This is a genomic window from Enterococcus sp. 12C11_DIV0727 (assembly GCF_002148425.2).
GTDB classification, from domain to species: domain Bacteria; phylum Bacillota; class Bacilli; order Lactobacillales; family Enterococcaceae; genus Enterococcus_L; species Enterococcus_L lemimoniae.
Map to the genome: position 1 here is coordinate 2,731,693 of NZ_CP147248.1, position 15,063 is coordinate 2,746,755.

Sequence of the window (15,063 nt, forward strand, 5' to 3'; positions counted from 1 at the left end):
CTACGGTTCTCGTTTCACTCCGATCCTCGAAGCATGGAGGACCGTTTGATCCCACCGTTTATTCGTATTTAGGGTGTGAAACAAAAGTGCTTTTGACTTTTGTCCCACACCCAGAACTTTTTTTTATTGTAAAAACAGTTAAGGTTGAAGTGTTTACTCAATCTTAACTGAATCTATACGAGGATAATACAAAAATGCAACAATTCTCTCTTACAATTTAGTATAGAGAGGAGGCTTATAAATGAACTTTGTAAAAGAAAAAAGAGAAATAGTTACACTTGTATGTTTAGGTCTTTTGTTACTAATTGGTGGGGTTTGGGATAAGCAAATCAGTCAAGGAATAATGGATCAGGGGTCATTGTTTGGAACATTTTTTCAAAATTACGGCTTGATTTTTCCAGGAATCATTATTTTTTTGTCGACTCAGATTTTTATTTATTACGCTAAACAAAGTAATTTGCCAAGTTTCGCTAAGGGAAGTATTTATTTTATTGCTATTATTGCTGGTTTCTATCAAATCTGGCAAATGATCAAAATCATGCTTTTTTATACCGTGACGTCATTGAATAATAAACAAAATAATCAGCCAATTGGAGCTGCTAATAATGACGGTTCTGCTACAATTAATTTTCCGCAATGGTTTTTCCCAGCACTTGTAATCCTATCTTTACTAGTCTTTATTATCGGTTGTGGACTATGCGGTTATTGGTTGAAAGAGAAAACGCATCAGGAAATGCGAGGACTGCTCATGGTAGGGTTAGGTGCAATTATTGTTGTTTATACTGCCAATACACTCGTAGATGTGATGAAAGGATTTTGGGGCAGATTCCGTCCTTATGAATTGCAAAGTAACTGGTCGGATTATACAAGTTGGTGGCAAATCAATGGAGCGAACGGTCATAAGTCGTTTCCTTCCGGACATTCAGAGCAAGCCTGGTTAGGGTTATATTTACCACTATTTGTTGAGCCTTTGAAGAAAAAGAAACGACAGAGAATCGTATTTTTAGCAAGTCTATTTGGTTGTTTGGTTGCATGGTCGAGAGTTCGGATTGGCGCACATTTTTTGAGCGATGTTGCGGTCGGTTCTATTATTGCAATAATGGTGATTTATGTGGTGAGTCGTCTTTTAAATCAACGCTTAGATGGAGAAATATTATCTTAATAAGGTCGTTGTTTAATAGTGAAATGGTGAGATTTCTTGGTACAGGGAATCTCACTATTTTTGTTTGCAGTAAAATAACGTAACGACGATGCAGATTGTATCCTTTGTATTTACTTATTTTGTTCTTTATTATATGATTGAACACGTTGTTTAAGTAGTATAACGCAATTTTACAAATTTTTATTATTCAGATTTTAGGAGGATATCATGTGAAAGAAAGAATTATTTCTTATTTTGAGATTGAGCAATTAAATACAACTGTTAAACGTGAATTTTTAGCGGGATTTACAACATTTATTTCAATGGCGTATATTCTATTTGTAAACCCAACTGTTTTGGGTGCTTCTGGAATGGACGAGGGAGCTGTTTTTACTGCGACAGCACTAGCTAGTGCATTAGGCTGTATTTTGATGGGAATTTTTGCGAAATATCCGATCGCAACAGCGCCTGCATTGGGAATCAATGCCTTTTTTGCTTATTCTGTTTGTGTCGGTATGGGTGTTCCGTGGGAAACAGCGTTAGCTGGCGTGTTTGTTGCTTCATTGATTTTTATTTTGATCACGATATTCAAATTACGTGAGTTGATCATTGATGCAATACCAGCGGATTTAAAGTATGCTATTTCTGGAGGAATTGGCTTATTTATCGCCTTTTTAGGATTGAGTGAAGGTGGGATCATCGTAGCGAATGAATCAACATTGGTTGCTTTAGGGCCTTTAAATGTTGGAACAACATGGCTGACTATTTTTGGTCTAGCGATTACAGCTATTATGATGGTGCGTCGTGTTCCAGGTGGGATTTTTATTGGGATGACAGCTACAACTATTTTAGGTTTAGTAACTGGTTTGATTCAAGCACCAACTCAGATTATTTCAGCAGCGCCAAGTCTTAAGCCAACTTTTTTAGTTGCACTAAAACATGTAGGAGACATCAATTCAATCCAGTTATGGGTTGTTGTTTTGACCTTTCTATTAGTAACATTCTTTGATACGGCGGGAACATTGGTAGGATTAGCCAATCAAGCAGGTTTTATGAAAGACAATAAAATGCCGCGTGTTGGAAAAGCATTAGCAGCAGATTCCACTGCGATGTTGGCAGGTTCACTGTTGGGTACTTCTCCTGTTGGTGCATATGTAGAATCATCTGCAGGGATTGCCGTTGGCGGACGTTCAGGACTGACCGCAGTGACAACAGGTCTTTTCTTCATTGTTGGTCTGTTTTTCTCACCATTACTTTCAGTGGTAACGTCTCAAGTAACGGCGCCAGCGCTAATTGTTGTGGGCGTTTTAATGGCACAATCACTTAGCCAAATAAAGTGGAAAGAAATGGAAATCGCCATTCCATCTTTCTTGATTTTGTTAGGTATGCCATTAACTTACAGTATTTCCGATGGAATCGCGCTTGGCTTTATCTTTTATCCAATCACAATGATTGCGGCTAAACGTGGGAAAGAAGTTTCGCCAATTATGTACGGTTTATTCTTTGTTTTTGTAGGATTTATGTGGATTTTAAATGTTAAGTAGTGAAGAGATTACTTTTTCACCTACCGTTTATCTGTATTTTGTCTGATCTCCTTTTTAATTTCTTAAAACTTTGACTTTTATGCTAAAAACAAGCAAACTATAACTAGTTGAAGAGAATAATCGACAAGGGATGATTAAATGGAAACACCACTTATGTCACAATGGCTGGATTATACAAAGAAACAGTCCATAGTTGAAAAAAAATTAGAAGAAATGTTGCAGAAAAATAGCCAACTTACTACGAGTGAGTATTATGCTTTATATCAACTTAGACAAAATGGTTGTCCTATGCGGCTGAACGATTTAGGCAACTATTTATGTTTGAGCCAAAGTGCGCTGTCGCGTTTAATCAAACGATTGGAAGACAGAAAGTCATCCGTTATTGAAAGAAGAATCTGTTCAGATGATAAACGTGGTGTCTATGTTGATTTGACGGATGAAGGTGCGCAACTGTTGACCTCAGTCGAGCAAGAAGTGGATGCTATTTTAAAAGAATATTTTGTTTAAAAGACTAATAAGTTGCTTTTTAGTCTTTTATTCTTTATTATGTAATTATTTGCATGCGCATGCATATTGATGGAGGGGAATTATAATGAGTAATTTAGCTGAAGGTTTAACGTTTAAAAGAGGCCTACGTTTAAAAAATAGACTGGTTGTTGCACCCATGACGACAAAAATGTCATTTTTTGATGGTATTGTAACAAATGATGAAATTGACTACTATGCCTTACGAACAGGTGAAGTGGGTGCGTTTATCACTGCGGCCGCCAATGTTCATAAAGGTGGTAAAGGTTGGGATGGTGAGTTAGGAGTCTATGATGATCGCTTTATTCCAGGGTTATCCAAACTAGCAGCGGCTATTAAAAAGAATCATACAAAAGCAATTTTACAGCTCTTTCATGGTGGACGAATGACAGATTCTAAAGTTTTACAAGGTGCTCAACCAGTTGCTCCTAGTGCTATAGCTGCTGAGCGACCAGCTGCTGAAACGCCAAGAGCTTTAGTAGAAGAAGAGATAATCGAAATCTTAGAAAGCTTTAAACAAGCAACTGAACGTGCCATTAAAGCAGGATTCGATGGTGTAGAGCTTCATGGTGCCAATACGTATTTGATCCAACAGTTTTTCTCGCCGCATTCTAATCGCCGGACGGATGATTGGGGCGGTTCCTTAGAAAAAAGAGTTAAATTTATTGATGATTTAGTTGATGGTGTAACAGCTGTTGTCGATCAATCGGGCGTAAAAGATTTTATTGTTGGTTATCGTTTTTCACCTGAAGAATATGAAAATCCAGGTATTCGCTTAAGCGATACTTTATTTCTAGTTGATCGGTTGGCTGACAAACCGTTAGACTATCTCCATTTATCAATGAGTAATTATAGAAATCATTCTGTCAGTGATGAGTTTAAAGCAAAGCCGATCATAGAATATATAAATGAAACAATCAACGGGCGCTTACCACTGATCGGCGTTGGAGATATTAGAAATGGCCAAGATGCCAAAGAAGTATTAGCAACAGCAGACTTAGCTGCTATTGGGCGAGCAATTTTGATCGATCCTCATTGGGCACAGAAAGTGTTAGATGATCAAGATCATCTTATCAGGACAGAACTTTCTCACTATGATCGAGATGAATTACACATCAGTAATGGTGTTTGGGGCTTTTTAGAAGGAATGATGCCTGAACGCCTTAAATAAAGAGTAGAGCCAAAAAACTGAAAGATTAGAGCGGTTGGGACAGAAAGAGTTGCTTCTGCATCTACAGTTCTCGTTTCACTTCGATCCTCGAAGCATCGAGGACCGTTTGCTCCCACCGTTTATTTGTATTTAAGGTGTGAACCAAAAGTATTTTTTACTTTTGGTTCACACCTTTTGTCTAGCCGATCAGGTTTTTATTTTAATTTAGAAAATCAAAAATTAGTTGTTTATTCTCGAAATGTTTAGTACAATTTCAGTATAAAGAAAAATATTTTTTTGGTCTTAAAAATTATTAGGAGGTCGAGCGTAATGAGTAAAAAATATCTAAATTATGTAGGCGAAATCATTACAGATGTGGAATACCATGGATTAGGAGAGCCAGAGGGATTTTTGGAAGTTCATATGGATGTTGAGTTACCTTTTCGCCTGTATTGTAGAATGGGCGAACAAGATTGGGCAGAAGTTGAAGAACCAGAGCGTTTAACACTGATCGATCAATTACAAGATAAAAAATCGAAGTATTCTAAAAGCGACTATCGTTTCTATACATTAGATTTTTATTTAGCAAGTTTAGGTGGATTATAACGATAGATGGAAATGAAAGCGTTTAATTACGTCTTTTTACAAATCACATAATAAAACAATAGAAAACTACTTGCGATAATGCCAAGTGGTTTTCTATTGTTCTTTACTTTGAAATACAAGAATAGGTAAAATAAAGCCAGAAGACAAAATAAAAAAGTGGAGGTGGCTCATAATGACAATCAAAATAGAAAAAGTATCCATGACCCATCCAGATTTATTGAATTTAATTCAGGAATTAAATGATTTTTTCAATGAAGAATGGGGGACAGAGGTCGCTCAAGGATATCAAAATCATCACAATCTAGCTGAAATGGTATGCGCGGTGGTGGCTTATGATGATCAAGTTGCAGTTGGCTGCGGCTGTTGGAAACTGTTGGATGAACAGACACCAGAAATTAAACGAATGTATGTACAACAAACGAGCCGCGGTAACGGGGCAGCAAGTGAAATCATCCAAGCATTAGAGGCAGATATACTAGAAAAAGGCTATCAGCAAGCTGTTTTAGAAACGGGTAAAGATATGTCAGGTGCTATTCGATTCTATGAACGACACGGCTATCACATCATTCCAAATTATGGTGAGTTTATTGGTGACGAGTTATGTATTTGTATGAAGAAAACAATAAAAACAGCTAAGTAAGAAGATGAGCAGAAAAAAAGTGACTGGGCTATCACTCTAGGAGCTATAACCCAGTCACTTAAAATTCGAATAGACGGTGGAAATAGAGGCAGCACTTTCTTATTTCTCAGGGCTTAACGCCTTTTTTACCCTCTTTTTAAATAGGCTAATTATATTGAATAGCCAATCTTGCTAGACGTTAGTAAGTTTAGTAAGGCAATGCACTAATGATAACGAAGGCTAAACAAACTAAGATCATAGAGACTGTAAACCACTTATATTGAGTTAATAAAGCAATATATTCGCGAATAAGAGCAGTAGGAAGAAAATATAGAGCAGTTGGGGCACCCACGCCTTCTGCTTTTAAATGAGCTTTTCTAACATATAAGGCTCCTCTTAAAACATGATAATTATTTGTTGAGAAGAGAATCGTCGGAATTTGGTCTTTGTTTTTCCAGTCTTCAAAAATAATTTCCTTTGAAAAAGTCATATTTTCAAAGGTTGTTGTCGATTGATCCTCCATTAAAATCTGAACATCTGGTATTTGCTGTGATAGCAAATACTTTTTTATGGCAAAGGCTTCCGAAACCGGTTCATCTGCTCCTTGGCCACCACTAACAACAATTTTAGCAGTTGGATTTTTATGATAATACTCAATTGCTTTATCCAATCTACTTTTAAGCAGTGGGGGAACTTCCTCACTTCTGATACCAGAACCTAAGGCGATGATGTAATCAGCTTTCTTTTTGATTGGAATCATTTGATACATCCATGAATAAAATAAATAACAAGTGAACAGAAAAGAAAAGAGCAAATCACTTAATAATAAAAAAATTAAAATTGAAAAAAGCCAGACCGGAATATTACTTGATCCCATAGACAATAAATAGAAAAAAGCTGGTACGGCAATGAGTAGATTGATACCCAACAACGCGGAAAGTTTTGCAGTAACACTGCGACCTTCTTTGGTTTGCATTGTATGTGTATTAAAAATAAAAAAGGCACAGACACCTAAAAATAGCAGTGGAAACAATGCATAGACAATCATGATAACCAATGTCGAACTGCTTGCAGAAATTTCCCCTATCTTTAATAACCCCATGATTAACAAGGTAAATGTAAGGAACAAACCGCCAAAGGCAAAACTCATTCCCCCTAAAAAACTGCGCCGTTCTTTTAGTAAAATAAGTACTCCGATCACAATAAAAACACACGATATAATAACTAGTGGCATGAAATAGAACTCTCCTTCTCCAAATAAATAGGATGGAAAAAAATCATTCATTTTTTCCATCTTCTATAGAATTTTTTTCGAGAAATGTATACTCATTTTTTTTACTAGTTACTTTTTGAAAGCCATTAAGTGTTGCTATTTTTTTTTAGCATCAGTTGTATTTAAAACAAGGGTGTTCGAATTTTTGACCCATTTACCATTTACAACGATGGACTTCTCAATATCTCCTTTTTGTGAATCGATTGCATCAGTTACTCTTTTTTCATCTTTATCTAACACAATGATTCCGTAAACAGGTTTATGTTTAACATGATCATAGAGTAAAATTCCCCCTACAGATAGAATAATTAGACCTAAAAAAGAAATTAAGATTTTTTTAACATAAAAAGCTCCTTTGAATACTATTTAACGTTAGTATATAAAAAAAAATTTCTATCATCGATTAATGTGAATAAAAATGAACAATACTGAAAGACAAGCAGAATTTTTTGCCATTAAATAGTCTAAAGAATGTCTATAGCTTGCTTTTAAACACAATAAATCTATAATATTTATGAGGTATTAACTTAAGAATAGGGGGAACGGGTGTGGGGAAAAATACATTTAGTATAACGATACCTGAAAAAATAGTAGAAGAATTTCATTTAGAAAACGAAGATGAAGTGACGGTAAGTATCAAGGATCAAAAAATAGTGATTGAACCAAAAAAGAAAGCACCAGGGAATCAAACCCTTTCATTAAGATGGTTTTTGATTCCGACAATGGTGATCAGCCTTTTATTTTTAGGGTACTTATTTTATACTGACAAAACCCAAATTGCGTTAGTAGGGGCATATTCAATTGCGAACTTTGTGCTGTCATTTGGGGTGTTAAGTGGCGTATTTAGCTTCTTACTCTTTTTTATTAAAGGAAAAAGAGCTCAAGTCACAACAAAATCAAAGGATATTTACTGGCGGAATTTTCCTACGATCTTACTGTCATTTATTGTTATTTTAGTTTTTGCATTACTCGTTTTTTTCAAAGTGATTGGACTTGTTTTTATCGGTGCAACATTTGACCGTTGTACAGCAACACTACTATTTTTTGTCTTTGTTGGTTTAGTCAATTATTTTATGATTTATTCAGCGTTGTCGATCACGCCGGCTAAACTGACAAATCTATTGATTTTCGTGATTATTGGTGGTGTTCTACTGGCGATGATTACAAATAAAGATTATCAATGGTGGCAATTTAATTTTAGTTTTTTAGGAACGATTGAAGCGAAAAGTAGTTGGCAATTTAATTTAACGCTGATGTTTTCTTCCTTACTGATGGTAGCTTTGATTGATGGATTATTTGTAGAGTTGCAAAAAGCGATTCCCCATAGTAAACAATTGACGATCTTAAGAGTTTTACTAACGTTAACAGCGCTAGATCTTGGGGCTGTCGGATTATTTCCTTATACTGAAACGGGTCCTTTTCAAGGCGTTCATAATCAAGTAGCTGGTTATTTAGTGTATTTGATCGTCATTTTGATTGTAGGGATCAAATGGCTATTACCAAATGTAACGAAAGAGTTTTTGTCGATTTCTTATATGATCGCAGCGACCTTAGTTGTGGTTGTTGTGCTATTTCAATGGACGAGTTATCTCTCATTGACAGCATTTGAGTTATTATCATTTATGTTGGCATTTAGCTGGATCGTTTTATTACTCCAAAATCTACAGAAAATGGCACAAAATATCAATAATACCTTTGAAGTGAAGGTGAAACTAGCTTCAGAAAAACAAGAAGAGCAAGAGTGAAAAAAGGGTCCAAGACAAAAGTAAATACTACTTTTGTCTTGGACCTTAAGTGCGAATAAACGCTTCTGTCTCATCGGTATGTTGATCCAGGTAACGAGACATCAGTTCCATATGGTGCATTACAGTCGCTTTTCTCATCACACCCATACCAGGGAATTTTTCTTTTGAAACTGATTCAAGTAATAATTCAATCCCAAATGTTACGTTCTCACCATATAAGGTATTCCCCCAGTCACTCACCTCAGCCATGAGTTCAAAGAACTGATCTTTTTGACTCGGAGCGTCTTCGCTTGAAAGAAAATGATGGATGCGCAATTGCTTTTGTTTAAAATAGACGAGATGGAGGCTTAAGATTTTTGAAGGATAACTATGTTCATAATAAATGCGACTATCAATAGAAAAATCACTAAATCCAATAAAACCACTTTTTTGAAAGGTCAAATGAGTATCAGAAAAAAGTTCATCTGGACATTCTTGATAAAAACTTGTTTTAGGTAGTCTAGTAAAAACATCTTGTGAGAGAATTTTATCACCTTTGATTTTTTGCAGTAAACGAAATTCTTTTGGTAGCAGAACCTTGATTTGATTTGATTGCCAATCACTTTGAAGTGCTGGAGTTGAATTGTTGATCACAAATAATTGGGATTCTGTGTGTAAGGTTTCGATAGGCTGTTCTACGATCATCGCTTTATCTAAGGACAAAGAATTTAGATAGAGCAGTCCGTCTTCGGTCAAGAAATCACCTGCTTGAGGATTTTGAATAAGATAAAAAGGGTGATTTTCTTTTTGAAACAAGTGAATAAATTTTTTTAACGCGTTAGAGTTTTTGACCGGTTCAATGATTGGTAAGATCTTAGTAGATAAACGATGTTGCTCTACCAAGGTTGTCAAAGCCAATAAATCAAATTGCTTACCGCGGAAATAAGGATAATACATTATTTTCCCTCCAAAAGACGCTGTTCTAGCTCAAAATAAGCCTCACGAGTTGCATCCAATTCATTTTTTAACGCTTCGACTGCTTGATCACAAATATCATCAACGAAGCGATCATAGAAATTTATCCCTCCGCCGAATAAGTCATAATCTGGTTGTCTTTTTTTCAGCTCTTTATAGAGTTTATCTGTTGAGAATACTCGTAAACCTCGAGCAGTTTGTTTGGCTTTGCCAACTTCACGAGCTTGGGCTGTAATCAAGCGGAAAAGTAGTTCTTGTTCCTTGACCAAAAGTTCTTGCCGTTGCGGTTTTTTTTCGATCGTAAAATAGCCAGGTAGCATTTGATCTTCTGTTGAAAGGTATTGATGATAAACCATCACGCCGACATGCTTAGGGATATCTTCTTTAATTTTTGCAAAAAGAGCTTCTGGTAAGACAAAATAGTTATAGTTGCCAATAAATGAAAGTTTGGCCTTTGAGCGGAAATCGGCTGTGCTAACTTTTAACTCGTAACAACGCCATTCAAATTGTTTTTCTGCAGTCAAACGGCAACTGAGCATATCAACAATTCCTTGATCGTCCGGCATAGTTACTTCTTCTACCACGATATCTCCATTTTCCCGACAATAATAATAAAGAACCTCTTCCATTTGGGTGGTTAATGATGTTTTCATTGTTAACTCCTTTATTCTTTTCTTATACTATAAAACGTATGTTCGTAAAAATAAAGTGTTTTTTCTTTTCGACTCTTTAAAAAGCAGAAAATCAAATCAGTAATATGGAAAGTTTATCCCAATTTCAATTTTTGATTTTATAGAAAATATTTTTTTATTATTTATTAAAGTAGCATTTCCAAAATAAAATATAGTTTTTTAAGTAGGGATATCGGCTGTTTTTAGTGAGTATAGATTGTTTTACTAATGATAACAGCACATATGTTTTTATTTTTTGTTAAAATATAAAAAAATAATCATAATAAAGTTTAAAAAAGTATATTATATAAATATACAAAAATAGTAAGAAAAAGGAGTTTGTTCATGAAGAAAAGAAAGTTACATATATTTATGCTTGCAGTGCTGCTTACACAAAGCTTTGGTTCAACCGTAAGTGCTTTTGCAACAACGACTACTAACATAGATCAAAATTCCCCGACCGGACAATCAACTGACACACCTGTAGAAGAACCCCCAAAAACTAATGTATCAAGTGAATCTGCAGAACCACCAATTGAAAATCTTGATAAAAACACTGAAGAAGCTACTAAAACAAATGAAAGTGATGGAGAGCAAGAGAATAGCTCGCCTGCTCCAACTGAACAGCCAACAACAGAGAGCGCAGCAATTCCCAAAACAAAAGCTACTACGGTTGCTGCAACGATTGAGGATGAAATCTTAGCAAATATGACCATTACCAATATGGAAGGTGTGGAATATAGTCAAAGTACCTTAAACCGAGTGTTGAATACAACGCCTGTAACGGCAAAATTGAATTTTGTGATAAAAGACAAGGACTATGCGCCTGGTTCAGTTTATACGATGACCTTACCTGATCACTTAGGGTATTCAAATGTTAGTGGAGAAGTAGCAAACGTTGGCGCAACTTGGGCAGTTGATGCCCAAAGTCAAACACTGACGATTACCTTTAATCAACGTGTTACGGATACTCAATTTAATTTAGAGTTGAAAAGCTATGTATTCACTGAGAAAAACCCCTTAGTGACGATCCAAACAGCTGGTCAAACGGCAAATAAATATAATTTTGACTTGTATGAAGAAGTCGCGCCAATCAAATATGAAGAAACAACGAATAATTTCGGAATCAAAGGGAACATCTATTACAATCTAGATAGAGCTTTATCTGGCAGTCAAAATTTAGAATTAGCGACATCAGATATACCTGGAGCAAAATTTTATAATACTTCTAAAGAGCAAATTGGTGTTTTCTCATATGATGTTGATATCAACGGAAATGTACTGCTAGAGTCAAAGCAGCTCTTAACGAAAGATGTAGACTACACGATCAATGAGGACGTCGCTAATCGAAGCTCAATCACCATTACAAATATGGACCAACAAAAAGCCTATGCTCTGTCTGTGGACCGCACGATGGCTTTAGAAAATGTCTCAAATTATTCGTATAGTTTTTACAATCAATATCCTACAACTAAATTAGGCTCTGTCAGTTTAAACCGCTCAACTGCGCCATATGGTGGTCTAGAGTTTACGGCAAAAACGAGTAAAGACCAAAAATCATTAAAAGAACTAAGTCTAGGATCGTTACAAGGAGCTAATTTCCAAGAAAAAGGAAATTATTATCTTTATATTTACAATATTCCTACACAAACTAAAGTGGGGGAACAAATTGTTTTAGAAAGTAAAAATGGCCAAACAATCAATGATTATACATTTTCAGCGTATACGGCTGATTACCAAACAGTTCAAATCACGGATTATTTTGACATCAAGAAAGAAAATAATAAATTAACATTAACTGCAACGAAAGATAGTGTTTTGAAAATCAGTGTAAATAAGCTAATGATTCCATTTGATCAAAAAGATATTGATATTGTGCTGAGTACACCTGTTGTCAATAGCGGTAAGGAGATAATGTTTATATCTGACCAATACTTGCAGCCAATTTCGATCATTAATCCGAATAATGCGGAAACGGCCTGGGGGAATTATGACGGTAATGGTGCTTATTTTGGCGATACAACGATCGCAATCGCTGGTAGCAGCAAAACACCTGTAAAAAATGCGACAATCAAAATCGAACATCCAAATTACTTACAGTTACGAGCACCTAAAGGTGAGTATTCTTATTACAAACTGGATAAAGATTACACGATAACAGCAGTTGAGGGCGGTAGCTTGATAAAATTTTCAACACCAGTCACTCATTCATTCAATCTGGATCTAGGGTTTAATTATGTGCCTGATAGTCTAGAAAAAAGTAAAAGTATTCCAATCGATACGCTTCCAGTTGTGTTAAGTGCCGATGACTATGAAACAGTTAATACAACTATTAGAACTGGTAGAAAAATGTATTCAGAACGAACGTTACAAGCAAGCAAAAATCAATTTTTAGTCAATGCAAGAAATGATTCGTTTGACTCCTTAAGTATCTCAACGAAGATTCCTGCTGGAGCAGATGTCGTGTTTGATATTTATGATGTTTCAAATGATCAAGTGGATTCTATTTATCCACAATATTGGGATCGTGGGTACTACTTTGATAAACCATTAGATCCTACCAGCGCAGCGTATCCAAAAATTACCTTTGACGAAGCTGCAAACAGTTATCAATTTGATTTCGGTAAAACATCGAAACGCTATATCATTGAATATAAATATGCCAATGGCTGGATCGATACCAAAACGATCAATGTGACTGGAAGCGCGGCAGAACCATTATATGGAAATCAAGAAATGACAGCCTCAGTTTCAGTAAACAATGAAGGCGCAGAAATTCTATCTGCCAATCAGACAAGCCATGAATCATTAAAAAATGTAACAAAAAATGAAGTGAAAACAAAAAATATTAATAATGGAACACGTAAAGTTAAAAATCCAACCTTTGATATTACAACCAAAGGGACGACCAATGCTGGTATCGATTTAAATTCAATCACGATAGCAGATGTTCCACAAGATGCCTATACTATCAAGCAAACAGCAACAGGCGCTCAAATTATTTTTGCGGATTATACGTTAACACAAGATATTACTATTACTTACAATACAGTTTCTAAAAATGCTGGACAAATTTATACGGAAACCATTATCAAAGCGGATAATCTAGATCAAATGACTGAAACTCGTAGAACAGCTACAACAACGCCACTTGTTTTGAGATTTTCTGATGGAGATGCAGAAGGAGTCGTATATTTAGCTCAAGCACAATTTCACACGTATAATGAAGGGAATCAAGCGATAAACATTCCTCATGTTTCATTTGAATTAATTGATAACGTGACGCAAAATCGCAGTGAATTTACCACAGATGAAGATGGCAAATATAATTTTGATGCGATCATGTCTGGAGAATATACCTTAAAGGTAGTGGATATTCCAGAAGGCTATACGATGGCACAGGAATATCTCGATGGGAAAAATATCAAAATAAACAAAGACGCGAATCAGATCGAAGTTCCTCTAGCGGAAAAGAAAGTCGATCAAACAAGTGTCAGCGCAAAAAATTCAACTATTTATGTTGGGACAAATTGGAATGCAGAAGATAACTTTATCGGAGCTAAAGATCAAGACGGAAATGCCGTTGCATTTGATCAAATTACGGTAAGTGGAACAGTCGATACCACAAAAATTGGTGATTATGAAGTAACCTATCATAATCAGGACAAAGAAGCCCAAGCCATCATTTCTGTTATTGCGAAAGATGAAACGCTAGCTGTCAAAGATTCTACCATATATGTGGGAGATACATGGCAAGCGATAGATAATTTTGTATCTGCGACAGATGAAAAGGGTCAAGACGTTCCGTTTGAAAAGCTAACTGTTTCTGGAACAGTCGATACGAAGACAGCAGGTACTTATGAAGTAACATACAGTTTCAATGAATTAAAGGAAACCGCTAAAATCACTGTACTAGCCAATCAAACAACTGTTCAAGGAAAAAATTCAACAATCTCTGTTGGAACAAACTGGACCCCAGCCGATAACTTCGTTGAAGCAACAGATAAAACAGGAAAACCTGTTGCATTTGACCAAATTACGGTCACTGGAAGTGTTGATACAGCTAAAATTGGCGATTATAACGTCACATATAAAAACCAAGGAAAAGAAGATACCATCGTAGTCCATGTTGTTGCGGAACAAGCAACACTTGCCGTGAAAGATTCAACCATATATGTGGGAGATACTTGGCAGGCAGCTGACAATTTTATAGCCGCAACAGATGAATCAGGCAAAACAATTTCAATTCAAAATATCACTGTCACAGGAAATGTAGATACAACAAAAGCAGGTATTTATGAAGTTGTTTATGGATCAGGAAGCTTAAAAGAAAGGGCAAAAATCACAGTAAAAGCTGACCAATCATCGCTAGTTGTAAAAGATTCGACGATTTATGTAGGGGATGATTGGAAGAGCGCGGATAACTTTGTATCAGCCACAGATCGTGACGGAAAAGCGATTGCCTTTGAAGAAGTAGAAGTAAGTGGAACCGTTGAAACTAAAGAAAAAGGCGAGCAACAAGTAGCTTACACTGTTCAAACCAATCAAGAAGTAAAACAAACTAAGACCAAACAAGCGAACCAAATGAACCAAACTGAAAAGAAATTAACGGCTACAGCAACGATTACAGTACTTGAAAAAAATACACCAAAAACCAATCAAACGACGAAGAATCAAACGCATATTTCTAAGCCAGATAAACAAGGAAATTACCCTAAAACTGGTGAGAAAATCAACCATTATCTAAGTTTGATCGGCCTCTTATCTGTATCGCTCACACTCGTTGGTGTGATGCGGTTAAGGAAACGAAGAACAGATTAATTGAACGCTAAGGT

11 protein-coding genes are annotated in these 15,063 nt (G+C 35.8%); 8 read left to right on the forward strand and 3 right to left on the reverse strand.

The features are described 5' to 3' along the window. Window positions 1-241: 241 nt before the first annotated feature. The 6 genes from A5866_RS12920 (at window position 242) to A5866_RS12945 (ending at window position 5,606) form a co-directional block, all read left to right on the forward strand. Window positions 242-1,162: a phosphatase PAP2 family protein gene (locus A5866_RS12920; RefSeq protein WP_086445170.1), complete on the forward strand. Its 921-nt coding sequence runs from the start codon at window positions 242-244 to the stop codon at window positions 1,160-1,162. 209 nt (window positions 1,163-1,371) lie between these two features. Beyond that, complete coding sequence (locus tag A5866_RS12925; RefSeq protein WP_086277047.1) at window positions 1,372-2,685, forward strand: NCS2 family permease; 1,314 nt, start codon at window positions 1,372-1,374, stop codon at window positions 2,683-2,685. A 138-nt stretch (window positions 2,686-2,823) separates the two neighbouring features. Then, window positions 2,824-3,192, forward strand: coding sequence for a MarR family winged helix-turn-helix transcriptional regulator (locus A5866_RS12930; RefSeq protein ID WP_086445169.1), 369 nt, complete (start codon window positions 2,824-2,826; stop codon window positions 3,190-3,192). A gap of 85 nt (window positions 3,193-3,277) precedes the next feature. After that, window positions 3,278-4,381 (forward strand): NADH-dependent flavin oxidoreductase, encoded by a 1,104-nt coding sequence (locus tag A5866_RS12935; protein WP_086445168.1) that lies wholly within the window; start codon window positions 3,278-3,280, stop codon window positions 4,379-4,381. A 309-nt stretch (window positions 4,382-4,690) separates the two neighbouring features. After that, complete coding sequence (locus tag A5866_RS12940; RefSeq protein ID WP_086277038.1) at window positions 4,691-4,966, forward strand: hypothetical protein; 276 nt, start codon at window positions 4,691-4,693, stop codon at window positions 4,964-4,966. A gap of 172 nt (window positions 4,967-5,138) precedes the next feature. Next, complete coding sequence (locus A5866_RS12945; RefSeq protein WP_086445167.1) at window positions 5,139-5,606, forward strand: GNAT family N-acetyltransferase; 468 nt, start codon at window positions 5,139-5,141, stop codon at window positions 5,604-5,606. Window positions 5,607-5,793: 187 nt separating this feature from the next. Here the strand turns inward: A5866_RS12945 and A5866_RS12950 are convergent, their stop codons facing one another. Continuing rightward, window positions 5,794-6,819, reverse strand: a complete 1,026-nt coding sequence (locus tag A5866_RS12950; protein WP_086445553.1) for a YdcF family protein — start codon at window positions 6,817-6,819, stop codon at window positions 5,794-5,796. A gap of 587 nt (window positions 6,820-7,406) precedes the next feature. Here A5866_RS12950 and A5866_RS12955 point away from each other — a divergent pair. Beyond that, window positions 7,407-8,603 (forward strand): DUF998 domain-containing protein, encoded by a 1,197-nt coding sequence (locus A5866_RS12955; protein ID WP_086445166.1) that lies wholly within the window; start codon window positions 7,407-7,409, stop codon window positions 8,601-8,603. 45 nt (window positions 8,604-8,648) lie between these two features. Here A5866_RS12955 and A5866_RS12960 read toward each other — a convergent pair whose 3' ends face one another. Both A5866_RS12960 and A5866_RS12965 read right to left on the reverse strand, forming a co-directional pair. After that, window positions 8,649-9,539: a sce7725 family protein gene (locus A5866_RS12960; protein WP_086277029.1), complete on the reverse strand. Its 891-nt coding sequence runs from the start codon at window positions 9,537-9,539 to the stop codon at window positions 8,649-8,651. Next, a complete protein-coding gene (locus tag A5866_RS12965; RefSeq protein ID WP_086277026.1) occupies window positions 9,539-10,210 on the reverse strand; it encodes a hypothetical protein in 672 nt (223 codons plus the stop codon). Before A5866_RS12965 ends, A5866_RS12960 begins: the two co-directional genes overlap by 1 nt. Before the next feature lie 363 nt (window positions 10,211-10,573). Here A5866_RS12965 and A5866_RS12970 point away from each other — a divergent pair, with 363 nt between their 5' ends. After that, the gene (locus A5866_RS12970) at window positions 10,574-15,049 is read left to right on the forward strand and encodes a bacterial Ig-like domain-containing protein (protein ID WP_086445165.1); all 4,476 of its coding nucleotides are present in this window, start codon (window positions 10,574-10,576) and stop codon (window positions 15,047-15,049) included. Window positions 15,050-15,063 lie beyond the last annotated feature (14 nt).

Bases quoted from the DNA above. Each gene is read 5' to 3' on its own strand.
- A5866_RS12920 (WP_086445170.1), top strand. From the start codon at position 242: ATGAACTTTGTAAAAGAAAAAAGAGAAATAGTTACACTTGTATGTTTA.
- A5866_RS12930 (WP_086445169.1), top strand. From the start codon at position 2,824: ATGGAAACACCACTTATGTCACAATGGCTGGATTATACAAAGAAACAG.
- A5866_RS12935 (WP_086445168.1), top strand. From the start codon at position 3,278: ATGAGTAATTTAGCTGAAGGTTTAACGTTTAAAAGAGGCCTACGTTTA.
- A5866_RS12940 (WP_086277038.1), top strand. From the start codon at position 4,691: ATGAGTAAAAAATATCTAAATTATGTAGGCGAAATCATTACAGATGTG.
- A5866_RS12945 (WP_086445167.1), top strand. From the start codon at position 5,139: ATGACAATCAAAATAGAAAAAGTATCCATGACCCATCCAGATTTATTG.
- A5866_RS12950 (WP_086445553.1), bottom strand. From the start codon at position 6,819: ATGCCACTAGTTATTATATCGTGTGTTTTTATTGTGATCGGAGTACTT.
- A5866_RS12960 (WP_086277029.1), bottom strand. From the start codon at position 9,539: ATGTATTATCCTTATTTCCGCGGTAAGCAATTTGATTTATTGGCTTTG.
- A5866_RS12965 (WP_086277026.1), bottom strand. From the start codon at position 10,210: ATGAAAACATCATTAACCACCCAAATGGAAGAGGTTCTTTATTATTAT.
- A5866_RS12970 (WP_086445165.1), top strand. From the start codon at position 10,574: ATGAAGAAAAGAAAGTTACATATATTTATGCTTGCAGTGCTGCTTACA.